Genomic DNA, 24,467 nt, shown 5'->3' with positions numbered 1-24,467 from the left:
GCTCATATAGAGCCGGCCTGCTCGTCCCGTGGCGCATTGCGAAGGCTTCTCTCAACAGGATGGTGTTCATGACGCAACGCCCGATCGGTGCGCCGCGACCGCGCATGTCGCGTCCCCGGCGCCCGCGCTGGACGATCCAGCGCCGCCGCCAGTTTCTTGCGGTGCTCGCCGAGACATCCAATGTCAGTGCAGCGGCGCAGGCGGCCTCAATGCATCGATGCACGGCCTATGCGCTCAAGGGGCGTGACCCCGAATTCGCCCGAGCCTGGAAGGAGGCGCTGGAGCAGGGCTATTCCGACCTCGAATTGCACCTAATGCGCCAATCGATGGACGGGACGATGCGAACCGAAACGGTTATCGATGGCGAAACCAAGGCGGTCAAGCAGGTGCGGACCATCCACAGCTATCCGTTGACGGTGGCAGTGCGATTGCTGACAGCCCATCGGCAGGAGGTGGAATCCTGGCGGCGCGAAACCGAGGCGGCAAGTGGCGCTGGCGATGACCCGGAAGATCTGGACGGGCTGGATGCCGAACTGGAGGCCATTTGCGAGCGGTTCCTCACGGAGGACGATGGAGAGGAGAATGCCGGGGAGCCGGCAGGTGAATGACGACAGGCTGTCGATGATCGATCGCCTGGCCAGACTGAGTCCGACGCGGCGGCAGCAATTGTTACGAAACTTGTCACTCTTGCAACGGCGGCGCTTGATCCAGGCTTGGCGCTTTCGGGCGCGACCTGCGCAATTGCCGCCGCCGGGCGACTGGTTCACCTGGATGATCATGGGGGGGCGGGGCTTCGGTAAGACGCGGGCTGGTGCCGAATGGGTGCGAATGGTGGCCGAGGGCGACCCCACCGCGCGCATCGCTTTGGTCGGGGCGAGCCTGCATGAAGCGCGAGCCGTGATGGTGGAAGGCGAGAGCGGACTGCTTGCCATCGCGACGCAGGGCAATGAACCGAAATGGTTTCCGGCCAAGCGCCAGTTGCGCTGGCCGGGCGGGGCGTGCGCCATGCTTTATGGCGCTGCGGACCCGGAGACGTTGCGTGGGCCGCAGCACAGCCATGCCTGGGCGGACGAGATCGGGAAGTGGCCGCGCGGGGAGGCAGCGTGGGACAATCTGGCGATGGGGCTGCGTCTGGGCAATCGACCGGCCATTGTCGCGACCACCACACCGCGCGCCGTGCCGCTGGTCCGACGCCTAGCTGCCGATCCGCGCGTGGTGGTGACGCGGGGCAGCACGCGGGACAATCGAGGTGCGCTTCCGCAGAGCTTCCTCGCGGAGATGGAACGCAATTTCAGAGGCACGCGGCTGGGGCGACAGGAACTGGACGGGGAATTGTTGCTTGATCACGAAGGCGCGCTGTGGACGCGGGCGCTCATTGAGACGTGCCGTTTAGCCGGCCTTGTGCCTGAGCGTGCAGAGCTGGCGCGTGTCGCGGTGGGCGTCGATCCGCCAGCGAGCGCGGGAGGCGACGCCTGCGGGATCATTGTCGCAGGAATCGATCAGGCCGGCGAGGCAATCGTGCTGGAGGATGCGAGCGTCGAGCAGGCGAGCCCGCAACGCTGGGCACAGGCTGTGGCACATGCCGCAGAGCGATGGGCGGCAGATCGCATCGTGGCGGAAGCGAACAACGGCGGCGAGATGGTGCGTACCGTGCTGCGCGGAGCCGACAGGGCCCTGCCGGTCCGCCTGGTTCACGCGGCGCAGGGCAAAGTGGCGCGAGCCGAGCCGATTGCCGCCGCCTATGAGGCTGGTCGGGTCCGCCATGCCCGACCCTTTGCGATGCTGGAGGACCAGTTGTGCGGCTTGTTGATCAATGGGCGTTACGAGGGGCCGGGACGATCGCCTGACCGTGCGGACGCCCTCGTCTGGTGCCTGACCGAACTGCTTTTGAAGACCAATCCGCAGGCGCGGGTTCGATCACTCTAGCTTGTCGCTTCACCCCGTTTCGGGAACGATACGGAAGTGCTTGCTATTGGTTGCAAGCAGGCACAGCATGATCGTCCCATGAAGCTGTCCCCAGGAGCTTCCACGGGTGAACGACATTTTGGAGAAGATTGCCGAGGCATCCAGCCTCCCGCTGCTGTGGCGCGGGATGACGCGCTATTATGCGCGCAACGGTTTCGGCGCGGTCAGCTATTATTGGGTGAAAATCGGCACCAACATGCCGGCGACTCTGCCGCTGCAACATGGCTTCTCCAAAAAGGAGGTGGCGCTCTATTGCTCATTCGACTTCCAGCGGCTGGATATCGTGCCGCGCGCGGCGCTGGCAGCAGGCGTGCCCATTCGGTGGCATGAGGTGTGGGGCAATACCGAACTGACGGTCGAGGAGCGCCAGTTTCTGGAGGCCATGCGGCAGATCGATTTCACCGATGGGTTCTCCTTGCCGTGCTATGGCCCTGGCAATCGTAATGGCGTCGTTGGTCTGGGGAGGATCGCGCCGGATGCGGACCTGAGCGAAGAGCGGATGACCCAACTGCATTTTGCGGCGCAAGCGGCGCATTTGCGGATCTGCGGCCTTTTTGCGGAGGAAACGGGGCGGGAACGGCAACTCTCGGCGCGGGAAAAGGAGATCCTGCATTGGGTGGCGCGGGGTAAAAGCAACACGGTGATTGCCGACATCCTCCAGATATCGCCGGGAACGGTCGATACCTATATGCGGCGGATTTACGAGAAACTGGAGGTGTCCGACCGGACGTCCGCCGCCGTCAAAGGTGTGGGGTCGGGCTTGATCGCGGCCTGATCCATTCCCGCGCGATCGGGGGCGCTGCCGCGCATCGACCGTCGCGACCGATAAGTGATCTTGCAGCCGCCGGCCCCGACGCTGGCGGCTTTTTCGTGCGCAAGCGAGGAGACGATCAGGTGAAATGGTTTGGACGAAAAGCCGCGTCGACACCGACGCGGCCGCCGCTGGCGCGCGCCTGGCTGGGGCTTGGCTGGGCAGGAGCGGGCGACTGGCCGCAAAGCTATGAGGCGCAGCTCAAGGCGGCAGTGATTGCCAACCCGGTGGCGCAGCGTGCGGTGCGGCTGGTGGCAGAGGCGGCGGGAAGCGCGGCGTTGCACGCGGTGGCTGCCAAGGAGGGGGATGCGCAAGCGGCTCTGGCGCTCGTGCAGCGGAGCGTGGCGGGGCAAAGTCTCATCGAGATGCTCGCCGCGCATGTGCTGCTGCATGGCAATGGTTACGCACAGATTGGCCATGGCGCCGATGGTCTGCCCGCGACCCTCTATGCCCTGCGCCCCAAACGGGTGACAATCGAGCAGGATCGTGCCGGTTGGCCCGTGGGCTATCGTTACCGGGCGGGCGATAGCGAGATGCGCTATGCCAGCGAGGATGCGGCGGGGCGGACCGCGGTCATCCACGTCAAAGCGATCAACCCCGCAGACGATCATTATGGGCTAGGCTGCCTGGGCGCTGCAGCGGGTGCGGTGGCGATCCACAATGCGGCGACGCAGTGGAACAAGGCGCTTCTCGACAATGCGGCGCGGCCATCCGGCGCGCTCATTTATGCGCCGGGCGATGGCAGCGTGCTCGCGCCCGAGCAGTTCGCCCGGTTGAAGGCCGAACTGGAAGGCGCATTTCAGGGTGCGGACAATGCGGGGCGGCCGATGCTGCTGGAAGGCGGGCTGAACTGGCAGTCGATGAGCCTTTCCCCGCACGACATGGATTTTGTGGCGCTAAAGGCAGCGGCGGCGCGGGACATCGCGCTCGCCTTCGGTGTGCCACCCGTGCTGATCGGGATGCCGGGGGACAGCACCTACTCGAATTATCGGGAGGCCAATAAGGCGCTGTGGCGGCAAAGCGTGCTGCCGCTACTGGCCAAGCTGCTCGGCGCGCTCGGGCAGGGGCTGCGCGACTTCTGGCCCGAATTGGTGCTGGAGGTCGATCTCAACCGCTTACCCGCGCTCGCCGAGGACAGGATGCTGCTGTGGGACCGGATCGAGAGGGCGGATTTCCTCTCGACCGAGGAAAAGCGCGCGATGCTGGGGCTGGACGCCACGCGCGCATGAGCGCCGGGACCGTGCGGTTCGCCGGCTATGCGGCGATCTTCGACAAGATCGATCAGGGTGGCGATGTCATCGCGCCGGGTGCCTTCTCGGCCAGCCTCGCGCGCCGTGCGGCGACAGCGCTGCCGCTGCTCTGGCAGCATCGGGTGGGCGCGGTGATCGGGCGGATCGATCATGTCGCGGAGGATGCGCGCGGGTTGCGGGTGATCGGCACGATTAGTGCGTCCGGGGCGACCGCGGAACAGGCGAAGGTGCTGCTGCGCGATCGCCGGATCGAGGGATTGTCCTTCGGCTATCGCGTGGTGGCGGCGGAGGGCCATCAACCCCGCCGGCTGGATGCGCTCGATCTGGTCGAGGTGAGCCTGGTGACTCACCCGATGCAGCCGCTGGCGCGCGTTCACGCGGTGGAGGCTGGCTGACAGCGCGCGCCGATTTTCTGGATGTTTGAGGGGCCGACTGCGGCCCCTTTTTTTGTTTTTGACCGCAGGAGAATGACGCAATGCAGGACGTGGAAACCAAGAGCCTTGAGGAGAGCTTTGACGCGATCCTGCAGGCAGACCGGCTGACCGGCATGGAAGCCCGGATGGACGCCTTTGACGAGGCGCTGCGCAAGCAGGCCGAGCGGGCGATGGCGCTGGCCGGTCGGCCGCCGCTGGACGGCGCCAAGGGCAGCGATGTCGACCCGGCGCGGGCGGCCTTTACCGACCGCTATCTGCGGCGCGGCATCGAGGCCGGTGTGGAGCTGAAGAGCTTCTCGGGCGCGAGCGGCGGCAGCGGCGGCTATGCGGTGCCGCGCGAGATCGACCAGATGATCGACGCGGCGCTCAAATCGATTTCCCCGATCCGCGCGGTGGCCAATGTGGTGCGCACAGGGTCGGCGGGCTATCGAAAGCTTGTGACGACCGGCGGTGTCGTATCCGGCTGGGCGGCCGAGACGGCAGCGCGGCCCGAGACGGCGACCCCCACCTTCCAGGAAATCGCGCCGCCCTCCGGTGATCTTTATGCCAATCCATCGGCCAGTCAGGCGATGCTGGACGATGCCCAGTTCGATGTGGAGAGCTGGCTCGCCGAGGAAATCGCCCGCGAATTTGGCCGGGCCGAGGGCGCGGCATTCATCAATGGCGACGGGACGAGCAAGCCCAAGGGCTTCCTGACTTACGCCACCACCAATCAGGCTGACAGCGTTCGTCCATTCGGGTCGCTGCAATATGTCGCATCCGGGGCAGCGGGCGGCTTCCCGGCCAGCAATCCGCAGGATCGGTTGATCGACCTCGTCCAGTCGCTGCGGGCGCCCTATCGGCAGGGTGCGGTATTCGTGATGAATGCGGCGACGCTGGCGACGATCCGCAAGTTCAAGACCAGCGACGGCGCGTTCCTGTGGCAGCCCAGCATGATCGCAGGCCAGCCTGCGACGCTGCTTGGGTATCCGGTGATCGAGGCCGAGGACATGCCCGACATCGCCGCCAACAGCCTCTCCATCGCCTTCGGCAACTTCGCCAATGGCTATGTGATCGCTGAGCGCAGCGAGACGAGCATTCTGCGCGATCCCTTCACCAACAAGCCGTTCGTCCACTTCTACGCAGTGAAGCGGATCGGCGGCGCGGTCGCCAACAGCGAGGCCATCAAGCTCATGAAGTTCGCCGCCTCCTGAGGAGGCCCTGATCGGCGAACCGATGAGGGGCGCCATGCCGGTCTCTCCCCGCCGGCATGGCGCCTTTTTCTCATGCTTGAAGGACGGCTGCGATCATGACCGTGACAATCGAGAAGGGCGGGCCGCTCGCGGTGCCGCTTGAAGACCTGAAGCAGTATCTGGGCATCAGCCTTGCCGACGATGATGCTGCGCTCACCGATCTGCTGCGCGCGGCGAGCGAGGCGGCCGAGCAATATCTCGGCCAAATGCTGATCGAGAGAGCTGTGACCGAAGTGTGCGGCGCCAGCGGCGCATGGGGTCGGCTGACGATGGCACCGGTCAGCGCGATCAGCGGCATTGAGGGGCTGCCGGCGGATGGCGCGGCATTCGTCCTGCCGGTTACGGCCTATGCCATTGATATCGATGCGCAGGGGGCGGGATGGGTGCGGATCCTCAATCCGGGATCGGCCGGACGGGTTCGCGTGACCTATCGTGCTGGCCTTGCCCTTGCCAAGGACGATGTGCCCGATGCGCTTCAGCACGCCGTCGTTCGGCTGGCGGGCGAGTGGTATGCGCGACGCGACGGGCTGGAGGGAGACCTGCCGGCATCCGTTGTCTCCCTGTTGCGACCCTGGCGTCGGGTGCACCTCGCATGAGCGGCGAGACGGCAGTGAGGGGGGCGGTGATCGCCGCACTCCGCAACGATGCGGACCTGATGGCCCTGGTCAACCTCGTGAGCAATGGCGAGCCGATCAAGGCAAGCCCGCCCTGGCTTCTGGTCGGCGAGATGATGTCGACCGGCTGGGGCGCACGGGATGTGACGGGTCTGGCGCTCCGCTTGCCCATCCAACTGGTCATTCGTGGCGATGATCTGGCGCGGGTGACCGCCGTGCTTGCGCGCGTGGATGCCGTGCTCGCGGGGGTCGATGGCGATCTGGGCGACTGGCGGATCACCAGCTTGCGGTTCGAGCGATCACGCATCCTGCGCAGCCGCACCGAGTGGCGAGCGAGCGCCGACTATGCCGTGAGGGCGGCGCGGCTGAATTGAAGCCCGCATCTCGCCTTCGCTCGGTGCGAGCGGGGATGCGGATACAGAAAGGATCAAGGCGATGGCAGTGGAGAAGGGCAGCGCGTTTCTGCTCAAGATCGGCAATGGCAGCACGCCGGTAAGCTATGCGACGGTGGCGGGGCTGCGCGCTACGCAGCTTTCCGTCAATGGTGAGGCGGTGAATGTCACCTCCAAGGATTCCGGCGGCTGGCGCGACCTTCTGCCGGGCGCGGGGGTGCGCTCGGTGAGTGTGTCCGGCTCCGGCATCTTTACCGGATCGGCGGCGGAAACCCGGCTGCGCAATCATGCGCTGGCCGGTGCCATCGACGATTATGAACTGAGCTTCGAGAGTGGCGAGAAGCTGCGTGGGCGGTTTCTGGTCACGCGGCTGGACTATGCCGGCGACTATAATGGCGAACGCACCTACACGCTCGCGCTGGAAAGCTCCGGCGCCGTGAGCGCACTATGAGCGGGGCGGTCGCGAATGAGGCGCGGGGGGAAGCCGCGCTGATGGTCGGCGAGCACTGCCTGACGGTGCGCCCGACCTTTGCGGCGTTGGTCGCTGCCGAGCGTGAGACCGGGCCGTTGCTTGCGCTGGTCGAGCGCGCGGCGGACGGGCGGCTCGGCCTCGCCGAGATGGAAGCTCTGTTGTGGCACTGCCTTGCGGATCGACCCGAGGCAATGGCCCGGGCCGATCTGGGCGACGCGCTGATCGCGCAAGGCGTGGGCGTGGCCTTGCCGGCGCTCCGGGCAATCATGCGGCAGGTCGTGGCTGGCGGGGCATGACGTCGGCCTGCTTTGCGGAGGTCGCTCGGACGTTGGCCGGGCAGGCCGGGCTGTTGCTCGGCTGGCGCCCCGACGAGTTCTGGCGCGCGACGCCGGCCGAGCTGGCCGACGCCCTGGCGGTGTTGCGCGATCTGGCCGGGCCTCAGGTCACGCCGTTCGACCGATCTGCACTGGCCAAAATGATGGAAAGGCATCCCGATGGATGAGGATATGCAAAGCCTGTTCGCGCCGATGGGCAGCGACATGGCCCGATTGCGCGAAGATGCGAGCGGTCTGCGCGACGAGCTGGATTTACTGAGCACGGGCGCGGAACGAGCGAGCCGCACCATCGAGGCGGGGCTGCTGCGTGCCGTGCGGACGGGGCGGATCGGCTTTGAAGATCTCGGCAAGATCGCGCTGTCCGTCATGGACCAGATCGCCCGTTCGGCGGTTCGTAACGGTTTGGAGGCGATCCTCGGCGGCGGAGGCTCTTCCGCGCTTTTGGGGTTGGGAACGAGCCTCCTCACCGGTGCGCTTGGGTTGCCCGGCCGGGCAACGGGCGGCCCGGTGGCGCCGGGGCGGGCCTATCTCGTTGGCGAGCGCGGGCCGGAAGTGCTCGTCCCGACGAACAGCGGCCAGATTGTGCCCGGCGTCGGTGGCCAGGGCGGACGAGACGTGCGCGTCTCGATCACCGTCAATGGCAGCGGGCAGGACGCGCCGCGCGCGCTGGCGCGCAGTGCGCGTCAGGTGGCGCGGGCGGTGCGTGGGGCGCTCGGGGATTAGGCGTTTTCGCGTCCATGACTGTGTCTCGACTAGAGCCGAGAGGTTGAAGTTTACCCTGAGCGCCCGCCTGCGAGCGGTCGAAGGGCTCGACACAAACGGGCGGGGCGGGTGGGATCGCCCGCCGAAATGGCTGCTCTCGACATCAACAAAGGATAACCCCGATGGCCTACTGGCTGGCGACCGAGAGGCGCAATCAGGAGAGCGGCGTGGTCAAGCGCTTCTCGCCACCTTTCTGGACCGTCAATTTCCCACGGCCGATGACGGCCTCCGTCGTGACGGTCGGGGATGATGGATTGCGCGTCGATGCGGTGTTCCATGGCTCGGGCGACCTTGCCGGGCTGATCTGGGAATCGGCTGATGTATGGGACCATCCGCTGCTCCGTTATGAGACGCGACGGGATTATCGTGGCTGCACCTTGCGGTTCCGCTGGCGGAGTGCTGGGGTCAAGCCGCTCGATGCCATTCAGGGCCCGACCTTGACGCTTGAGGGGCGGGACGCGGCCGGCAATGCGCGGGCCTGGTATGTGCGGCTCTGGAACTATGCGGAAGGCAGTCCGGAGGATGCGGTCGTCACCCTCGACTTCGACGCGTTGGTCGGTGGCTTTGCCTTGCCGGCCGATGCGGACCCGGTGGATGCACGGGATATCGACCGCCTGTTCATCTCCATCGTCCAGACCGATTATGATGAGGGAGAGACGACCTTTCCTGACGCCCGCGAAGGCCGGGTGGAGGTCAGCGAGATGGTTTGCGAGGGGGCAGGATCGGTCATCGCCATGGGCGATCCGATGCTGCCGGAGCATGGGCTGTCCATCGCCAGCGGCTATGATGATGCGTACAACCAGACGCCCGAGCGCTTGCTGCGGCAGGTGCTGGCGCTCGGCTATCGCGGCGCGATCAATCATTATGTCGGGATGAGCCACTATATGCGGCTCGCCCCTGACGGCAGCGATTTTCGCGTGACGCTGGCGGGCGGTGCGCTGGCGACGCCATGCCGGCGCTGGCACGAGGACTTCGCGGCGCGCTGCAAGGCGCTGGGGTTCGGGCTGATCCTGTCGCTCTCTTACGAGTTGTTCGATGCTTATTGCCCACCTGAGTGGAAGCAGCGGGCGTGGGACGGAGCGCCCGCGCTGACAGGGTGGACGCCGCCCTCCACCCTGCTTTCGCCAGCCAATGCCGCGGCTAACGACTATTTGCGTGCGGTGGCGCGGGCCTTTGCCGGCATCGCGCGGGATGCGGGGCTGGCAGTGCGTTTCCAGATCGGCGAGCCCTGGTGGTGGGTGATGGCGGATGGGCGTCCCTGCCTTTATGATGATGCTGCGCGCGCCGCGTTCGGGAGTGCTGCGGTGGAAATTCCGACGGTTCGCGATACGCTCGACAGCGGACAGATGGCTTTGTTGGATGCGGCTGGCGCTCTGCTGGCCACTTCGACGGCGGGCGTGGCGGATGCCGTGCGCGCGGAGACTCCGGGCGCCGAGCTTCTTCTGCTTGTCTATTTACCGAGCGTACTTGATCCGGCGGCGCCGGAGCTCAAACGCGCGAACGTGCCGACAGGCTGGGCCGCGCCGGCATTCGACCGGCTGCAGATCGAAGATTATGACTGGGTGACCGAGGGCCGAACCGCCCGCTCAGCCGCAGGGCGCGCCGCGATGGACGCGCGCCTGGGCTATCCGCCAGATGAGCAGCATTATTTCGCCGGATTTTTGCCGGCTGGCTCCACCGATGAGTCAACGCAGACCGGCTGGGACCGGATCGCCGCAGCGGCAGATGCTGCGCGCGCGCGCGGCCATGCCGCCACCTTCATCTGGGCGCTGCCCCAGGTCGCGCGGGACGGCTTTACCTATTTCCAGCTTTCAGGAGATGCGGACGTGCAGCATTTCGACGACCTCGCCTTTCCGCTCGACATCGGCAATCGCGCGCAGGTGGCGCCGGCTTTCTCGACGCGGATCGTGGAGAGCGTGTCCGGCCACGAGCAGCGCAGCACGCAATGGGCCGACGCGCGGCTGCAGTTCGATGCGGGGCCGGGGGTGCGATCCGAGGCGGATATCGCGACGCTCATCGCCTTTTTTCGGGCTCGACGCGGCGCAGCACGAGGGTTTCGGTTTCGTGATCCGTTCGATCATGCGTCTGGCTCGTTCGGCCTTGCGCCGGGGCCGTTCGATCAGTGGATCGGAACGGGCGATGGCGTGACGACCAGTTTCCAGTTGCGCAAGAATTATGGGGTGGATGATCCCCAGCAACGACGGATCACGCGGCCCGTCGCAGGGAGCATCAGGGTTGCGGTGGACGGGGCGGAGCGGTTTGGCGGCTGGTCTCATCCGGGCATGGGGGAGATCGCGTTCGCTAACCCGCCACCCGAGGGCGCGGTGGTGACGGCGGGCTTTGTGTTCGACGTGCCCGTGCGCTTCGCCGAAGACCGGCTGGATATCGACCGAGAGACGTTTGCGGCGGGCATTGTCCCGTCCGTCCCCCTGGTGGAGGTGCGCGAGTGAGCGCCGCAGCGATCCTGGGCAAGCCGCTCTGCGCGCTTGCTTTCTGCTGGCGGCTGGAGCGTCGCGATGGCGTGACCATCGGCCTGACCAGCCATGATCGGGGCCTGGAGGTGCACGGCCTGCATTATGCGGCAGCACCCGGGATCACGCCGAGCGCCATCGTGCAGGGTGGCAACGACCCGGACCTGACGGACTTGCAGGGCGCCATCAGCAGCGCGGCCATCAGCGAGGTCGATCTTGATGCCGGGCGCTGGGACGGCGCGACACTGCTCCTGCATCTCACCGAATGGACCGAACCCGGGGTGCTCTGGCTGGAACTTGCGCGCGGCGAACTGGGAAGCATCGAGCGGCGCGGCGGCGCTTATTCGGTGAGCCTGCGATCTACGCTTGCGGCGGCGCTCGAGCGCCCGGTCGCGCCGGTGACCAGCGCCACCTGCCGGGCGACGCTGGGGGATGCGGATTGCCGGATCGATTTGCGGCGGCATCAGCAGATCGTCGCGGTTGATGCCGTGGCGGATGACCGCGTTGCGTGCGGTGGCCTGCTGGCTGGGGTGTATCCCTTCGGCTCGTTGCGCTGGCTGGAGGGGCCCAATTGCGGCCTCCTGCAGACCATTGTCGATCAGGAGGCAGGGGGCGTTTTCTTGGCGGAACCGCCGGTGTTTCCGGTGGCAGCAGGCACGCGCGCGCTGTTGAGGTATGGGTGCGACAAGCGCCTTGCGACCTGTGCGTGGCGGTTCGGCAATGCCGTCAATTTCCGCGGGGAGCCGCATCTGCCCGGCATGGATTTGCTGACGCGCTATCCGGGGAGTTGAGTAATGTACGTTGGCGAACGAATGGCGGCCGAGGCCTTGGCTTTGGTCGGCGTGCCCTTTCGGTTGCACGGGCGCAGCATGGAAACGGGGGTGGATTGTGTCGGCTTGGTTGCGCTTGCGGCGCGGCGGGCCGGAATCGCTGTTCCCACGCTCCCGACCTATAAGCTGAGGGGCATGGGGCAGGCGAAAGCGGCACGGAACCTCGCGATATGCGGCCTCTCCCCGGCGCCGGAGATGGCCGAGGGCGCCGTGGTGCTGGTCGATAGCGGTCCGATGCAGTTGCATCTGATGATCGTGACGCACGGTGGTCATGTCCATGCTCATGCCGGACTGGGCAAGGTGGTGCTGATGCCGGGGCCATCACCCTGGCCGGTGCTGGGCGCGTGGCAATTTCAGGAGTAGCGCATGGCGACATTGGTTCTCACCGCCGTGGGCAGTACCCTTGGCGGAACGTTCGGCGCTGTGGGCGCGGCGATTGGCGGCGCGGTCGGCGCGCTCGCCGGACGGTCTGTCGATGCCCTGATTTTTCGACCCGGCGGGCGGACGGGGCCCCGGCTGAGCGACCTTCAGGTTCAGACATCCCGCTACGGCGCGGCGATCCCGCGCATCCACGGAACGATCCGTGTCGCGGGCACGGTGATCTGGGCCACGGACCTTCAGGAGAGCAAATCGACCAGCGGTGGAGGCAAGGGCAGCCCAAGCGTCACGACTTACAGCTATTCAGCGAGCCTGGCTGTTGCCCTTTCCTCACGGCCTATTCTCGGCATCGGGCGCATCTGGGCGGACGGCAATCTGCTTCGTGGTGCAGTGGGGGATTTCAAATCGCCGCTCACGGCATTTCGGCTGTATCTGGGCGGACCGGACCAGATGGTGGACCCGCTGGTGGCGTCCGCAGTGGGCGTGGCGCAATGCCCTGCTTATCGTGGCTGCGCTTATGTCGTGTTCGAAGGGCTGCAGCTGGCGGACTTCGGCAACCGGATTCCCTCGCTGACGTTCGAAGTGATCGCTGATGCCGAACCAGTGGCCCTGCCGGCGATTGCCACCGACCTTGCCGGACGCACCGTCAGTCATGCCGGTGAGGGCGATCCTGCGCGCCTGCTGGGCTTCGCTGCAGAAGGCGCTGTGGAGGAAGCGATGCGCGACATCGTCTCGCTGCACGACGTGCGATGGACAGAGCGCGAGGGGGAGCTCGCGCTGAGCAGCGGGACGCCGTCGAGCCATGTCATCGATCCGGTCACCGCCGTGCGCAGCATCGATGGCGAGAAGCAAGCCGAGCCTCAGCATGTCCGCACACCGATCGAGACGGTGGCTGCCCGGCTGGCGATCCGTCACCACGACCCGGCTCGCGACTATCAGCTTGGCTTGCAGACCGCGTTGCGGGCGGGGCCGGGGATGCGCAGCGAGGAAATCGACTTGCCGGCCGCGATGGGCGCGGACAATGCCCGGCGCCTGGCCGACCGGAAGTTGCGCAATGCGCTCCGGCGGCGCCGAAGTGTCAATATCGGCACTGGTTGGAGCGCGCTGGACCTTGGTCCGGGCGATCTTGTGACGGTCGCGGGCGAGCCGGGGCAGTGGCTCGTCGAGACGACGGAATGGGATGACATGGCCGTCAGGCTCAGCTTGCAGGCTTTTGAGAGCGGCACGCGGGCCATCGCAGGCGCAGGGGCCTCCGGGGAGCCGGTCCGTCAGCCTGACCTCGTCCAGGGGCCGACCAGTCTGAAGATTGTGGAGTTGCCGGGTGACGGGACTACGATTTCCACGAGCCCCGTCCTTGCGGCAGCGGCGTGCGGTACAAATGCCGGGTGGCGGCGCGCAGCCCTCTTTCGCTATGATCCGGTCCTGGAGATTGCCGAGCCTATTGGCAGCACAGCGCCGCGCGCCGTGATGGGCCGCACTGTTGGCGCGCTGCCTCCGGGCGCGCCGTGGCGGATGGACCTTTCCAGCAGCATCGAGATCATTCTCGACGATCCCGGCGATGTGTTGACCGGGGTGGGGGACGATCTTCTGCTCGGCGGCGCGAACATCTGCCAGATTGGAGAGGAACTGCTGCAATTTGGTCAGGCGGACGCGCTCGGGCCGGGGCATTATCGTCTGTCGCGGCTCGTTCGCGGGCGCATGGGCACCGAATGGGCCATGACTGGGCACGATGCGGGCGAACGGTTCGTGCTGATCGACCGCGAGCGGCTGGCGCCGATCCCGGTAGAGCAAAGCGCGGTTGGAACGACGCTGACTCTGAGGGCAATCGGCAGCGGGGACAGTACGCCCGCGCAGGACAGCCTTTTGATCGACGGCCGCGCTTTGATGCCTCTTTCGCCGGTGCACGGGCGGCACACGACTTTGGCCGGTGGTGATGTTGAGATCAGTTGGGTTCGCAGAAGCCGGCTTGGCTCGGCATGGATCGACGGCGTGGATGCGCCCGTCGGGGAGGAGCGGGAGGCTTATGCGGTCAGTGTCGTCGCAGACGGAGTGACATTGCGGCGATGGGAAACGACGCTCCCGTCCTGCGTCTACGCGGCGAGTGACGTTGCGGCCGATCTCGCGACCGCGGCCTCGGTTGGCATGCAGATCGAAGTGAGGCAGCTGGGCAGTTGGGGAGCGGGACGAGCGCTCGTCATTCCCTAGCCCTGTCTTATCCGCGTCTCCGCGCGCGACTTCCCACATCAGAAGGACGACGATCTATGGCTCAAACCGATCGATTTGGCTTGCCGCTGCTCTCTGCTGGGCAGGCGCAAAAGGAACTTACCCATAATGAGGCGTTGTCGCTCATCGACATCGCGATTGGACGAGTGGTGGAAAGCGCGAGCCTGTCAGCGCCTCCCGCCGCGCCCGATCTGGGTGCATGCTGGCTCGTGGGAAGTGGCGCTACGGGCGAATGGGCAGGGTGCGAGCGGATGATTGCGGCGTGGACTGCGGCTGGATGGCGCTTCCTCGCGCCGTTCGAGGGCTTGAATTGCTGGAAGCGGGATACGCAAAGTGGCGTGAGATTCCAGGCCGGCGACTGGCGGGAAGAAGGTCTGCGGACTGACGGTTTCTATGTTGATGGCGAGAAAGTGATTGGCAGCAGGCGGCCTGCAATCGCGAATCCATCCGGGGGGGCGCCCGTCGATTCGCAGGCGAGAGAGGCGATCATTTCAGTGCTTGATACCCTGAGGGCACACGGCCTCATCGCATCGTAACCACGCATAAAGCACAAAGACGTTGTCGGTTCCCAACATGCGGACGCGACAGGCAATATTTCCTGCAGGGCCAACATTAGCTGATCACAATGCGGCATTTAGGCAACATCATGCGATTGTGCGCTTGAAACCTTTGCGGCGCACTCCTAAAAACGTCGAGCAGCATTTTACGATCAACCTGAAAGGGGAATGATATGCGGAAGCTTGGCCTCGCCATAGCGCTCGCTTCGACCGCGATGGCATCACCATCGCTCGCCAAGGACGGCGCCTGGTATCTGGGCGGCGACGTTGGCGCGATAATCGTCGAGGACTCTGACACCACGTATGACGCCGGCACCGTTGCCGGTGTGGCAGCGACCACTGGCGTCACGGCCAACACCCCGCACAAGGTCGGTTACGACGCCGCGGGTTATGTGGGTTACGACTTCGGCGCGTTCCGCCTGGAAGCCGAATATTCGCACAAGAAGGCGATGAACAAGAACACCACCTACTCGAACCGGACGACGGCTCTGCCCGGCGGCCAGGCTCGCGTAGACAGCATCATGCTGAACGGTATGCTCGACTTTGGTCCCGATGATGGCCTGCAGGGCTTCGTCGGCGGCGGCGTCGGCGTTGCGCGGTCCAAGATCTCGCTGCCCGACACGCGCGATTCCGACACGGGCTTCGCCTGGCAGGCAATCGCTGGCGTCCGTTATCCGGTGAGCAACAACGTCGATCTGTCGCTGAAGTATCGCTTCTTCAACCACAGCAACATCGACCTGATCAACACCGCCGGCACGCCGCTGGAAACTGAGGTTCGCAGCCACAGCATCCTGGCTGGCCTGGTGTTCAACTTCGGTGGTGAAGAGCCGGCTCCGCCGCCGCCTCCCCCGCCGCCCCCGCCGCCGCCTCCCCCGCCGCCTCCGCCTCCGCCGCCTCCGCCGGTCGCGCAGTGCCAGCCGGGGCCGTACATCGTGTTCTTCGAGTGGGATAGCGCCGACGTTACGCCGGATGCTGCCTCGATCCTCGACAACGCGGTTTCGGCTTATGCGAACTGCGGTAGTGCGCAGGTCATGCTCGCTGGTCACGCTGACCGTTCGGGCTCGCCGCGCTACAACATGGGCCTTTCCGAGCGTCGTAACGCTTCGGTCCGTGGCTACCTCACCTCGCGTGGCATCTCCGACGGCGTCATCTCGACGCAGGCCTTCGGTGAGACGCGTCCGCGTGTCGACACGGCCGACGGTGTGCGTGAACTCCAGAACCGTCGCGTGGAAATCACCTACGGTCCGGGTTCGGGCAACTAAGAACTCTCCGCTTCGGCGGGACGAACAAGGAAGGGGCCGGCTTATCCGGCCCCTTTTTTTGTGTGAAAGAGCGTCGGGCTGTCAGCTTGCGTCTATGGGCGCGCATCGAGAGCGGGCGATACAGCAGGCATGATAAGCCTCGCGGACCGGTTTCACTTGAAATCTAAGGGCATAGCCCGATATTGTGCGCTGATAGTCCGGCGCTGTTGCCGGAAAGAGGAGATGATAAAATGGCGAATTGGCCAGATTCCCGGTCGTCCGCTACGGGCTACGGTGGTGCTTCCACGCATGCGAGCGAGGTTGCTTATGACGCAGGCCTGCGCTCCTACATGCTCTCGATCTACAATTACATGGCCAGCGGCGTGCTGGTCACGGGTATCGTTGCGCTGTTGTTTGCAAGCTCCGGCTTCGCGGCTCAGGTGCTGGTGACCCCGCTGCGCTGGGTAATCATGCTGGCCCCGATGGCCTTCGTGATGGTGCTGAGCTTCGGGATCAACAAGTTGCAGACGAGCACCGCGCAAGCGCTGTATTGGGCATTTGCAGTCGTCATGGGCCTCTCCATGTCGTCGATCTTCCTGGTGTTCACGGGTGTCTCGATTGCGCAGACATTTTTCGCCACGGCAGCGGCTTTCGTGGGCCTGAGCCTTTACGGCTATACGACCAAGAAGGACCTCTCCGGTTTCGGCACGTTCCTGATCATGGGCGTGATCGGTATTCTCGTCGCCATGGTCATCAATATCTTCGTGCAGTCGACGGCGCTTCAGCTGGTCATCAGCATCCTTGGTGTCCTGATCTTTGCCGGCCTGACTGCCTATGATACGCAGCGCCTCAAGAGCCTGTATTTCCAGGTTGCCGGGTCCGACATGATGGGCAAGGCCGTCATCATGGGCGCGCTGAGCCTGTATCTGGACTTCGTGAACATGTTCACGTTCCTGCTGCAGTTCCTGGGCAATCGCGACTGATCGCGTCGGGTTCTTTTATTGACCAGAAGGGCCGGGAGATATCCTCCCGGCCTTTTTTCTTATTAGGCAGCCCGAGCGAGTGCACCGGAACTGAGTCTGGATTAAGCTTTGCCCGACTGCGCCTGCGCGATAAGCGCATTGTCGATTTCCTTCGCGCGCACATAGGCGGGTCGGCTCTCAAGACGGGCGACATAGTCCGAGAAAATCGGTCGGGAGGGGATGGTGCCGAACTGCAGCCCCCAGGCGATATGCGATCCGACATACACATCGGCTGCCGTGAACATCTCTCCGCAGATAAACGTCTTGTCCCGGAGCGCGCTTTCCAAGGTGTCGATCGTCTGCTCGAAGCTGCCATAGCCCAAAGTCCTTTCCCGACCAGGCTCAGCGACAAAACCCAGTGCACGGTTCGTCACAGCCGCCTCCAGCGGTCCCGCCGCGAAGAACATCCAGCGATAATAATCGGCACGATCGGGCAGGGGCGGGGCCAGCGCTGCTTCGGGAAAGCGATCCGCCAGCCAGGCGCAAATCGCGGCGCATTCTGTGACGACCGCTCCTTCGTGGACCACGGCGGGCACCTTTCCCATCGCATTGATGGCCAGATAGGCCGGGCCTTTCATCTTGGTCTGGTAGTCGAGCAGGTGGGTCTCGTATGGGACGCCGACTTCTTCCAGCATCCAGCGGACAATTTGCCCACGCGACATTGGGTTGGTGTAGAATTGGATTTGGCTCATGATCGTCTCCCCAGTGACTGGAACGTATCATGAACGAACTTTAGGGTTTCGTCAAAGCCCTGCTATGGGCGAAGCGCCCTTCGCTCAGAAAATGCTTTATCTGGGCATGGGCGGTCGGGTGATAGGGCAGCAGCATATGGGAGAGCGGGAGGACGATGTGGTCCGTCGCGTTCTTCAATCTGGTCGAGGCCACGCTGACCTTGCCATCGCTCGGCCCGGGCAGAAGGCGTGACGCGCCATACCGCATCATCGGGCGGTCGCCGGCGATGATTCCTACCGGATAGTCGATCTCACCCAACATTGCAGTGATCTCTGCCGGACGCTGCGTGACCAGGGCCGGGGCGGCCCTACCGAGTATCGGGCGCAGCAGAGCATAACGGTGCAATGTGTCGGCTATCTCGCTGCCAGCGTTAGGGGTTCCCAACATGACGACCCGGCCCAGCCGCGCCGGGCGCCGCGCTTTGATCAGCGCGCGGGCGACCAGACCACCCATGGAATGGCTGACGATGTGGAGAGGCTGATCCGGGCTACCCGCTGTATCGATCTCTTCCAGACGTGGGCCGAGCAGTTTGCAGATGCCCTCGAGGTCCAGCCGCCAACTGTTGTAACTCAGATCGACGGGCTGATAGCCGGTGCTGCGAAGCATGGCGGCGAGGGGACGGTTCATCACCGCGAATCCGGCAAAGCCATGAATGAGGAGGACGGTCGGCTGCACGGTGGGTGTCAACGCCTGATCATGCCTGAGCGATCCCGGCCATCCTCAAGGTGATGCGGATATCCTGAAAGCAAGCCGGCCCCGAGCAACTGCCCGGGGCCGGTCGAGATTATATGAACTGTGCCGTCGATGGTGTTCAGCTCTTCGGTTCTGAGACCTCGGAAGGGCCGCTCTTTGCCTTGCGCGTGGCACTCCCCTTGCTGCGCTTGGGTGCTGCAGGCGTGATCTCGAAGGTGAGAGCATCGTCCTTGAGGCGGACGTGAACCTCGCCACCATGCACGAGCTTGCCGAACAGCAGTTCCTCGGCGAGGGGCTGCTTGATCTTCTCCTGCATGAGCCGACCCATCGGACGGGCACCGTACAGCTTGTCGTAACCGCGGGCGGTGAGCCAGTTGCGGGCTTCGTCGTCGAGCGTGATGTGCACATCGCGATCGGCCAGCTGAAGCTCGAGCTGCAGGATGAACTTGTCGACCACACGGGCGACAACTTCAGACGGCAGATAGCCAAAGGGCACGATCGCATCGAGGCGGTTGCGGAATTCCGGCGTGAAGAGCTTCTTCACGGCTTCCTCCTGCACATCCTCGCGCGTCGACTCGCCGAACCCGATCGATTCCTTCGCCATGTCGGACGCGCCGGCGTTGGTCGTCATGATCAGGATCACGTTGCGGAAGTCGACGGTCTTGCCGTGGTGATCGGTCAGGCGCCCATTGTCCATCACCTGCAGCAGGATGTTGAACAGGTCCGGATGGGCCTTTTCGATCTCGTCCAGCAACAACACGCAATGCGGGTTCTGGTCGATGGCATCGGTCAGCAGACCGCCCTGATCATAGCCTACATAGCCGGGCGGCGCGCCGATCAGGCGGCTGACCGAATGCCGCTCCATATATTCCGACATGTCGAAGCGCTGGAGCGGAATGCCGAGCAGCGTGGCAAGCTGGCGGGCAACTTCCGTCTTGCCGACGCCGGTGGGGCCGGAGAAGAGATAGTTGCCGATCGGCTTGTCTGGATCACGCAGGCCGGCGCGCGACAGCTTGATCGCGGAGCTAAGCACCTCGATGGCCTTGTCCTGTCCGAAGACGACACGCTTGAGATCGGTCTGGAGGGTTTCCAGCACGCTCTTGTCGTCGCTCGACACGGTCTTGGGCGGGATGCGCGCCATCGTGGCGATCACAGCCTCGATCTCCTTAGGCGTGATCATCTTCTTGCGACGCGAGGGCGGCACGAGCATCTGCATCGCGCCGACTTCGTCGATCACGTCGATCGCCTTGTCCGGCAGCTTGCGGTCATTGATGTACCGCGCGGACAGCTCCACCGCCGCCTTGATGGCATCGGGGGTATATTTGACCGAGTGGTGATCCTCGAAGGCAGAGCGGAGGCCCATGAGGATCTTGACGGTATCATCCACGGTCGGCTCGTTCACATCGATCTTCTGGAAGCGACGCAGCAGTGCGCGATCCTTCTCGAAATGATTGCGGAACTCCTTGTAGGTCGTTGAGCCGATGCAGCGGATCGCACCACCGGAAAGCGCCGGCTTCAGGAGGTTCGAGGCATCCATGGCGCCGCCAGAAGTGGCGCCCGCGCCGATCACCGTGTGGATCTCGTCGATGAACAGCACCGCGTGCGGCATTTTTTCCAGTTCGGTGACGACGGCCTTCAGCCGCTCCTCGAAATCGCCGCGATAACGCGTGCCGGCGAGCAGCGCGCCCATGTCGAGCGAGTAGATCACCGCTTCCTTGAGCACGTCGGGCACTTCGCCATTGACGATCTTGCGCGCCAGACCCTCGGCAATGGCCGTCTTGCCCACGCCCGGATCACCCACATAGAGCGGGTTGTTCTTGGAACGCCGGCACAGGATCTGGATCGTCCGATCCACTTCGGAATCGCGGCCGATCAGCGGATCGACCTTTCCTTCCTTCGCCTTCTCGTTGAGATTGACGGTGAACTGGTCGAGCGCGCCTTCCTTCTTCTTGGCCTCCGGCTTCTTCTCTTCCTCGGCCTGAGCTGGCTTGGCCGGCTCCGGCGAGGCAGCGCCCTTACCGACGCCGTGCGAGAGATAGGAAACCGCGTCGAGGCGGCTCATGTCCTGCTGCTGCAGGAAATAGACGGCATAGCTCTCCCGCTCGGAGAACAAAGCCACCAGCACATTGGCACCGGTCACTTCTTCCTTGCCGGAAGATTGGACGTGCAGGATCGCGCGCTGGACGACGCGCTGGAACCCGCTGGTGGGAGAGGGGTCGACGCCGCCGGAGACCTTCAGGCTCTCCAGTTCGGTATCGAGATAATGGGTGACCGTGTCGCCAAGCTCACCAAGATCCACGCCACAGGCCTGCATGACCTTTGCGGCATGTTCATCGTCAATCAGCGCCAGCAGCAGATGCTCGAGCGTCGCATATTCGTGCGCGCGCTCCGTGGCATGCGCCAGGGCATTGTGCAGAGTTGTTTCGAGGGCGGACGCGAAAGAGGGCATATCGTTCTACTCCTGCGGCCCGAGAGAGGGTCGCGTTAGGGTCAATGTCGGCACGCCGCGAGCCGCCTTCAAGGGCCGCTCTGTCATCCACCGATTTGCCGGAGGCCGATATGCGCCAGAAGGCGATCCTGCCTCCGCTCTCCTCATTTCTTGAATAGCGCCTCAGCGCTTGCCTTATGGTGAACTGCGCTCGATTTCTTGGCGCGGGTGCGCTCGATTTCGGCTGAAAGAAGGCTGATGCGTTCATCGAGCTCATCGACCGAAAGCCGATCCAGATCTTCGCGGATCAGCTGTGCAATCAGGTCGCCGGGCCGCGCCCGGGGTGAGGCGTCGTCGAAATCCATGGCGACATGCTTGCGCCAAAGTCCGCGCAAGTCAACCGGGGTTGGCAGAAGCCTCGGCATGCCCGAAGGGGCGATCTCAATCCGCCTATCGTGCTTTCCGGGCTGGTCTTTTCCGCGCCGGACTCTAGACGTAAGGCCGATCACGGCCAGCCAGGGGGAGCAAGCCAAGGTGACGAACCTGCCCGAGACCATGCGCGCCATTGCTATTCGGGAGCCAGGCGGGCCGGATGTGTTGACCGAGGTTCAGGTTCCCCTGCCGGTGCCCGCGCAAGGCGAAGTGCTCGTTGCGGTCGCGGCGGCAGGCGTCAATCGCCCAGACGTTCTGCAGCGGCAGGGCAGCTATCCGCCGCCGCCCGGCGCCTCCCCGCTGCCGGGGCTGGAAGTGGCCGGAACCATTGTTGCGGTGGGTGAGGGGATAGGCCCTGACGTGATCGGCGAGCGCGTCTGTTCGCTGGTCGCGGGCGGCGGCTATGCCGAATATGCCTGCGCCGACTATGCCCAATGCCTCGCCATTCCACCGGCGCTCTCGATGGAAGAAGCGGCTGCAATCCCTGAGACGCTGATGACGGTCTGGCACAATCTCTTCGAGCGCGCCTATATCGTGAACGGCGACAGCGTGCTCATCCATGGCGGGACGAGCGGCATCGGCACCATGGCCGTGGCCCTATGCCGGCTGTTCGAGATCACGACGATCGTCACCTGTGGCAGTGACGACAAGTGCCGCGCCGCGCTGGAATGGGGCGCTGGCCATGCGATCAATTATCGCAGCGAGGACTTCGTCGAAGCTGTGAAGCGCATCACGGACGGCAAAGGCGTGACGGCGGTGCTGGACATGGTTGGCGGCGATTATCTCCCGCGCAACCTGGAGTGCCTGGCCGAGGACGGCCGGCATGTCTCCATCGCAGTGCTGGGTGGGGCCAAGGCCGACCTGTTCATTCCCAAAATCATGATGCGCCGCCTGACACTCACTGGCTCCACATTGCGGGCGCGGACCGCGGGCTTCAAGGGCCTGCTCGTCGATGAGATCCGCCGCACGGTCTGGTCGATGGCGGAGAAGGGCGCGCTGCGTCCCGCGCTGGACCGCGTCTTCCCGCTTGGCGAAGCCGCGCAAGCGCACGCGCTGATGGAAGCGGGCGGGCACTTCGGAAAGATCGTCTTGAAGGTGCGGTGAAGGGCCGACGAGTGACGCAAATTCGTCATATTCCGAGAAAAACTGTCACATTGTTCGGCTAGAGCGCGCTTGGGGAAATGGTGTCCCCGGGGGTCGAGAAAGCCATGAACGCCATCAGCTCAATCGCGCAGGAGCGGGCTGTCCGCAGCGGTCATCCGCGCGCCCACTACCGCACGATCTGGATCAGCGACATCCATCTCGGCACCAAGGGGTGCAATGCCGAGATGCTTGTCGATTTTCTCGACAATGTGGACAGCGACACGCTGTATCTGGTCGGCGATATCGTCGATGGCTGGCAGCTCAAGAAGCGCGTCTACTGGCCGACTGCCCATAACGACGTGGTCTGGCGTGTGATGAAGCGGGCGCGGCGCGGCACGCGCGTCATCTATATCCCCGGCAATCATGACGAGATTTTCCGCCAGTTCACCGGCATGAGCTTTGGCGGCGTCGAAATCCGCCGCAAGATGATCCACACCACTGTCGACGGCCGCAAGTTGCTGGTGTTGCACGGTGATGAGTTCGACACGGTCATGCTCGCCCATCGCTGGCTCGCCTTTGTAGGGGACGCCGCCTACACCGCGCTGATGGCCCTCAATCGCCGCGTCAATCAGGTCCGCCGCTGGCTGGGCCTGCCTTATTGGTCGCTCTCCAAGATCGCCAAGCACAAGGTCAAGAATGCGGTGGCGTTCATCACCCGTTTCGAGGAGATCGTTGCGCATGAGGCGGGACGACGGCGGGTCGATGGGGTGGTCTGCGGGCACATCCACACGGCGGAAATCCGCCAGTTCGGCGAGATTACTTATTACAATGATGGCGACTGGGTGGAGGGATGCACGGCGCTTGTCGAGCATCATGATGGGCGGATGGAAATCCTGCACTGGGCCGAGGTGATGGCGGCACGCACCCTGAGCGCTGCTGCGGATGATCTGGAGGTCGCCGCTTGAGCGGTCACGGGCTGGCTCCGGCCCGCCGGCGCATCCTCATCGTCACCGATGCCTGGGCGCCGCAGGTCAATGGCGTCGTGCGAACGCTTCAGGCGGTTCGCGCAGAACTCATCGCCATGGGGCACACGGTCGAGGTGATCGCGCCCGATCGCTTTCACACGCTACCTTGCCCCACTTATCCAGAAATTCGGCTAGCGATGCCTGCGCCGGGAGCGATTGCCCGCATGATCGCGGCGTTCGGCCCGGATGCGATCCATCTCGCGACCGAAGGCCCGCTGTGTCTGGCAGCTCGGCGCTGGTGCCTGCGACATGACCGCCCGTTCACCACGGCGTTTCACACCAATTTCCCCGATTATGTCGAGCGGCGCACGGGCCTGTCGGCGGACTGGTTCTGGCCATATTTCCGCTGGTTTCATGGGGCGGCGCAGGCGGTGCTCACGGCAACGCCGTCCGTCCGCGCCGAACTGCATCGCGCCGGCATCCGTCATACGCATCACTGGGGGCGCGGCGTCGATCTGACGCAATTCTCGCCGCGAGGGGAGGGGCATCCCGCGCTTGCCGGCTTGCCGAGGCCGATCCTTCTTCACGTCGGCCGCGTCGCCGTGGAGAAGAATATCGAGGCCTTTCTCGCGCTCGATATGCACGGCAGCAAGGTCGTGGTGGGCGATGGGCCTGCGCGCGCGTCGCTGGAGGCGCGGCATCCCGCCGTTCACTTCCTGGGCATGTTGAGCGGCGAGGCGCTTGTCTCGGCCTATCGGGCTGCCGATGTCTTCGTCTTCCCCAGTCGCACCGACACCTTCGGGCTGGTGATGATCGAGGCGCTCGCCTGCGGCACGCCAGTGGCGGCTTATCCGGTCACCGGCCCGGTCGACGTGCTGACAGCACAGACCGGCACGATGGATGAGGATCTCGCGCGCGCCGTGACGCAGGCGCTGGAGCTTTCTCCGTCGGCCTGCACGGCGCATGCGCGCAGCTTCACCTGGCGGCGCAGTGCAGAGCAGTTCCTCGAGAGCTTGCACTGGCTCGGCGCCCCAGCGCTGGCACGCGCGGCCTGACCCCGTTGTACCGGCCGAACGGTCTTTCGTCCCCTTGGGCGCCGTGACGCGCGCGAGCGCTTGCCGATCCAGCCGGAATAGCTTATCTGT

26 protein-coding genes are annotated in these 24,467 nt (G+C 64.8%); 22 read left to right on the top strand and 4 right to left on the bottom strand.

Features of this window, described 5'->3' with window-relative positions; all coding sequences use genetic code 11:
• Positions 1–68: 68 nt before the first annotated feature.
• From M2331_RS11355 to M2331_RS11265, 19 genes are all read left to right on the top strand, one after another.
• On the top strand, positions 69–608 hold the full coding sequence (locus M2331_RS11355) for a hypothetical protein (protein ID WP_181560375.1): 540 nt from the start codon (positions 69–71) through the stop codon (positions 606–608).
• 13 nt (positions 609–621) lie between these two features.
• Entirely contained in the window at positions 622–1,926 is a 1,305-nt protein-coding gene (locus M2331_RS11350) for a DNA-packaging protein (RefSeq protein WP_181561489.1), read from the top strand.
• Between the two features lie 106 nt (positions 1,927–2,032).
• Positions 2,033–2,740 (top strand): helix-turn-helix transcriptional regulator, encoded by a 708-nt coding sequence (locus M2331_RS11345; protein ID WP_181560374.1) that lies wholly within the window; start codon positions 2,033–2,035, stop codon positions 2,738–2,740.
• A 119-nt stretch (positions 2,741–2,859) separates the two neighbouring features.
• Positions 2,860–4,005: a phage portal protein gene (locus tag M2331_RS11340; RefSeq protein ID WP_181560373.1), complete on the top strand. Its 1,146-nt coding sequence runs from the start codon at positions 2,860–2,862 to the stop codon at positions 4,003–4,005.
• Positions 4,002–4,421, top strand: a complete 420-nt coding sequence (locus M2331_RS11335; protein WP_181560372.1) for an HK97 family phage prohead protease — start codon at positions 4,002–4,004, stop codon at positions 4,419–4,421. Before M2331_RS11340 ends, M2331_RS11335 begins: the two co-directional genes overlap by 4 nt.
• An 80-nt stretch (positions 4,422–4,501) precedes the next feature.
• Positions 4,502–5,653: a phage major capsid protein gene (locus tag M2331_RS11330; protein WP_181560371.1), complete on the top strand. Its 1,152-nt coding sequence runs from the start codon at positions 4,502–4,504 to the stop codon at positions 5,651–5,653.
• A gap of 95 nt (positions 5,654–5,748) precedes the next feature.
• The gene (locus tag M2331_RS11325) at positions 5,749–6,288 is read left to right on the top strand and encodes a head-tail connector protein (RefSeq protein ID WP_181560370.1); all 540 of its coding nucleotides are present in this window, start codon (positions 5,749–5,751) and stop codon (positions 6,286–6,288) included.
• The gene (locus M2331_RS11320; protein ID WP_181560369.1) at positions 6,285–6,680 is read left to right on the top strand and encodes a DUF3168 domain-containing protein; all 396 of its coding nucleotides are present in this window, start codon (positions 6,285–6,287) and stop codon (positions 6,678–6,680) included. Before M2331_RS11325 ends, M2331_RS11320 begins: the two co-directional genes overlap by 4 nt.
• A 61-nt stretch (positions 6,681–6,741) precedes the next feature.
• On the top strand, positions 6,742–7,149 hold the full coding sequence (locus tag M2331_RS11315) for a phage major tail protein, TP901-1 family (RefSeq protein WP_181560368.1): 408 nt from the start codon (positions 6,742–6,744) through the stop codon (positions 7,147–7,149).
• Complete coding sequence (locus M2331_RS11310; RefSeq protein ID WP_181560367.1) at positions 7,146–7,466, top strand: gene transfer agent family protein; 321 nt, start codon at positions 7,146–7,148, stop codon at positions 7,464–7,466. The genes M2331_RS11315 and M2331_RS11310 overlap by 4 nt, the downstream gene beginning before the upstream one ends.
• Positions 7,463–7,672: a phage tail assembly chaperone gene (locus M2331_RS11305; protein WP_181560366.1), complete on the top strand. Its 210-nt coding sequence runs from the start codon at positions 7,463–7,465 to the stop codon at positions 7,670–7,672. Before M2331_RS11310 ends, M2331_RS11305 begins: the two co-directional genes overlap by 4 nt.
• Entirely contained in the window at positions 7,665–8,228 is a 564-nt protein-coding gene (locus M2331_RS11300) for a tail tape measure protein (RefSeq protein WP_181560365.1), read from the top strand. The genes M2331_RS11305 and M2331_RS11300 overlap by 8 nt, the downstream gene beginning before the upstream one ends.
• A gap of 161 nt (positions 8,229–8,389) precedes the next feature.
• Positions 8,390–10,717: a DUF2460 domain-containing protein gene (locus M2331_RS11295; protein WP_220128551.1), complete on the top strand. Its 2,328-nt coding sequence runs from the start codon at positions 8,390–8,392 to the stop codon at positions 10,715–10,717.
• Positions 10,714–11,529, top strand: coding sequence for a DUF2163 domain-containing protein (locus M2331_RS11290; protein ID WP_181560364.1), 816 nt, complete (start codon positions 10,714–10,716; stop codon positions 11,527–11,529). Before M2331_RS11295 ends, M2331_RS11290 begins: the two co-directional genes overlap by 4 nt.
• Before the next feature lie 3 nt (positions 11,530–11,532).
• On the top strand, positions 11,533–11,931 hold the full coding sequence (locus tag M2331_RS11285; protein WP_181560363.1) for an NlpC/P60 family protein: 399 nt from the start codon (positions 11,533–11,535) through the stop codon (positions 11,929–11,931).
• A 3-nt stretch (positions 11,932–11,934) separates the two neighbouring features.
• A complete protein-coding gene (locus M2331_RS11280) occupies positions 11,935–14,151 on the top strand; it encodes a phage tail protein (RefSeq protein WP_181560362.1) in 2,217 nt (738 codons plus the stop codon).
• A gap of 56 nt (positions 14,152–14,207) precedes the next feature.
• Complete coding sequence (locus M2331_RS11275; protein ID WP_181560361.1) at positions 14,208–14,705, top strand: DUF2793 domain-containing protein; 498 nt, start codon at positions 14,208–14,210, stop codon at positions 14,703–14,705.
• A 194-nt stretch (positions 14,706–14,899) separates the two neighbouring features.
• Complete coding sequence (locus M2331_RS11270; protein ID WP_181560360.1) at positions 14,900–15,988, top strand: OmpA family protein; 1,089 nt, start codon at positions 14,900–14,902, stop codon at positions 15,986–15,988.
• Positions 15,989–16,218: 230 nt separating this feature from the next.
• Positions 16,219–16,950, top strand: a complete 732-nt coding sequence (locus tag M2331_RS11265; protein WP_181560359.1) for a Bax inhibitor-1/YccA family protein — start codon at positions 16,219–16,221, stop codon at positions 16,948–16,950.
• Between the two features lie 101 nt (positions 16,951–17,051).
• Here the strand turns inward: M2331_RS11265 and M2331_RS11260 are convergent, their stop codons facing one another.
• The 4 genes from M2331_RS11260 to M2331_RS11245 all read right to left on the bottom strand — a co-directional run bounded on the left by M2331_RS11260 (position 17,052) and on the right by M2331_RS11245 (position 21,207).
• Entirely contained in the window at positions 17,052–17,681 is a 630-nt protein-coding gene (locus M2331_RS11260; protein WP_181560358.1) for a glutathione S-transferase family protein, read from the bottom strand.
• Between the two features lie 40 nt (positions 17,682–17,721).
• Positions 17,722–18,408 (bottom strand): alpha/beta hydrolase, encoded by a 687-nt coding sequence (locus tag M2331_RS11255; protein ID WP_181560357.1) that lies wholly within the window; start codon positions 18,406–18,408, stop codon positions 17,722–17,724.
• 124 nt (positions 18,409–18,532) lie between these two features.
• Entirely contained in the window at positions 18,533–20,863 is a 2,331-nt protein-coding gene (gene clpA / locus M2331_RS11250) for an ATP-dependent Clp protease ATP-binding subunit ClpA (protein WP_181560356.1), read from the bottom strand.
• A gap of 143 nt (positions 20,864–21,006) precedes the next feature.
• Positions 21,007–21,207 (bottom strand): DUF1192 domain-containing protein, encoded by a 201-nt coding sequence (locus M2331_RS11245; protein ID WP_181560355.1) that lies wholly within the window; start codon positions 21,205–21,207, stop codon positions 21,007–21,009.
• 190 nt (positions 21,208–21,397) lie between these two features.
• Here M2331_RS11245 and M2331_RS11240 point away from each other — a divergent pair, with 190 nt between their 5' ends.
• The 3 genes from M2331_RS11240 (at position 21,398) to M2331_RS11230 (ending at position 24,377) form a co-directional block, all read left to right on the top strand.
• Complete coding sequence (locus M2331_RS11240; RefSeq protein WP_181561487.1) at positions 21,398–22,378, top strand: NAD(P)H-quinone oxidoreductase; 981 nt, start codon at positions 21,398–21,400, stop codon at positions 22,376–22,378.
• Positions 22,379–22,482: 104 nt separating this feature from the next.
• Positions 22,483–23,322, top strand: a complete 840-nt coding sequence (locus M2331_RS11235; RefSeq protein ID WP_264592367.1) for a UDP-2,3-diacylglucosamine diphosphatase — start codon at positions 22,483–22,485, stop codon at positions 23,320–23,322.
• Positions 23,319–24,377: a glycosyltransferase family 4 protein gene (locus M2331_RS11230; RefSeq protein ID WP_264592366.1), complete on the top strand. Its 1,059-nt coding sequence runs from the start codon at positions 23,319–23,321 to the stop codon at positions 24,375–24,377. Before M2331_RS11235 ends, M2331_RS11230 begins: the two co-directional genes overlap by 4 nt.
• The last annotated feature ends 90 nt before the right edge of the window (positions 24,378–24,467 follow it).

Origin of the sequence: Sphingobium sp. B10D7B (assembly GCF_025961955.1) — a bacterium.
In the GTDB taxonomy this organism is placed as follows: Bacteria; Pseudomonadota; Alphaproteobacteria; order Sphingomonadales; family Sphingomonadaceae; genus Sphingobium.
Note: the sequence above shows the minus strand (reverse complement) of the source record. Positions and strands in the feature narration are given on the sequence as shown.

What these genes read in the sequence shown, in the direction of transcription:
- M2331_RS11305 (WP_181560366.1), top strand. Translation starts at nt 7,463, where the DNA reads ATGACGTCGGCCTGCTTTGCGGAGGTCGCTCGGACGTTGGCCGGGCAG.
- clpA (WP_181560356.1), bottom strand. Translation starts at nt 20,863, where the DNA reads ATGCCCTCTTTCGCGTCCGCCCTCGAAACAACTCTGCACAATGCCCTG.
- M2331_RS11330 (WP_181560371.1), top strand. Translation starts at nt 4,502, where the DNA reads ATGCAGGACGTGGAAACCAAGAGCCTTGAGGAGAGCTTTGACGCGATC.
- M2331_RS11325 (WP_181560370.1), top strand. Translation starts at nt 5,749, where the DNA reads ATGACCGTGACAATCGAGAAGGGCGGGCCGCTCGCGGTGCCGCTTGAA.
- M2331_RS11335 (WP_181560372.1), top strand. Translation starts at nt 4,002, where the DNA reads ATGAGCGCCGGGACCGTGCGGTTCGCCGGCTATGCGGCGATCTTCGAC.
- M2331_RS11320 (WP_181560369.1), top strand. Translation starts at nt 6,285, where the DNA reads ATGAGCGGCGAGACGGCAGTGAGGGGGGCGGTGATCGCCGCACTCCGC.
- M2331_RS11300 (WP_181560365.1), top strand. Translation starts at nt 7,665, where the DNA reads ATGGATGAGGATATGCAAAGCCTGTTCGCGCCGATGGGCAGCGACATG.
- M2331_RS11245 (WP_181560355.1), bottom strand. Translation starts at nt 21,207, where the DNA reads ATGGATTTCGACGACGCCTCACCCCGGGCGCGGCCCGGCGACCTGATT.
- M2331_RS11355 (WP_181560375.1), top strand. Translation starts at nt 69, where the DNA reads ATGACGCAACGCCCGATCGGTGCGCCGCGACCGCGCATGTCGCGTCCC.
- M2331_RS11285 (WP_181560363.1), top strand. Translation starts at nt 11,533, where the DNA reads ATGTACGTTGGCGAACGAATGGCGGCCGAGGCCTTGGCTTTGGTCGGC.
- M2331_RS11350 (WP_181561489.1), top strand. Translation starts at nt 622, where the DNA reads ATGATCGATCGCCTGGCCAGACTGAGTCCGACGCGGCGGCAGCAATTG.
- M2331_RS11315 (WP_181560368.1), top strand. Translation starts at nt 6,742, where the DNA reads ATGGCAGTGGAGAAGGGCAGCGCGTTTCTGCTCAAGATCGGCAATGGC.
- M2331_RS11260 (WP_181560358.1), bottom strand. Translation starts at nt 17,681, where the DNA reads ATGAGCCAAATCCAATTCTACACCAACCCAATGTCGCGTGGGCAAATT.
- M2331_RS11310 (WP_181560367.1), top strand. Translation starts at nt 7,146, where the DNA reads ATGAGCGGGGCGGTCGCGAATGAGGCGCGGGGGGAAGCCGCGCTGATG.
- M2331_RS11240 (WP_181561487.1), top strand. Translation starts at nt 21,398, where the DNA reads ATGCGCGCCATTGCTATTCGGGAGCCAGGCGGGCCGGATGTGTTGACC.
- M2331_RS11235 (WP_264592367.1), top strand. Translation starts at nt 22,483, where the DNA reads ATGAACGCCATCAGCTCAATCGCGCAGGAGCGGGCTGTCCGCAGCGGT.
- M2331_RS11275 (WP_181560361.1), top strand. Translation starts at nt 14,208, where the DNA reads ATGGCTCAAACCGATCGATTTGGCTTGCCGCTGCTCTCTGCTGGGCAG.
- M2331_RS11280 (WP_181560362.1), top strand. Translation starts at nt 11,935, where the DNA reads ATGGCGACATTGGTTCTCACCGCCGTGGGCAGTACCCTTGGCGGAACG.
- M2331_RS11270 (WP_181560360.1), top strand. Translation starts at nt 14,900, where the DNA reads ATGCGGAAGCTTGGCCTCGCCATAGCGCTCGCTTCGACCGCGATGGCA.
- M2331_RS11295 (WP_220128551.1), top strand. Translation starts at nt 8,390, where the DNA reads ATGGCCTACTGGCTGGCGACCGAGAGGCGCAATCAGGAGAGCGGCGTG.
- M2331_RS11265 (WP_181560359.1), top strand. Translation starts at nt 16,219, where the DNA reads ATGGCGAATTGGCCAGATTCCCGGTCGTCCGCTACGGGCTACGGTGGT.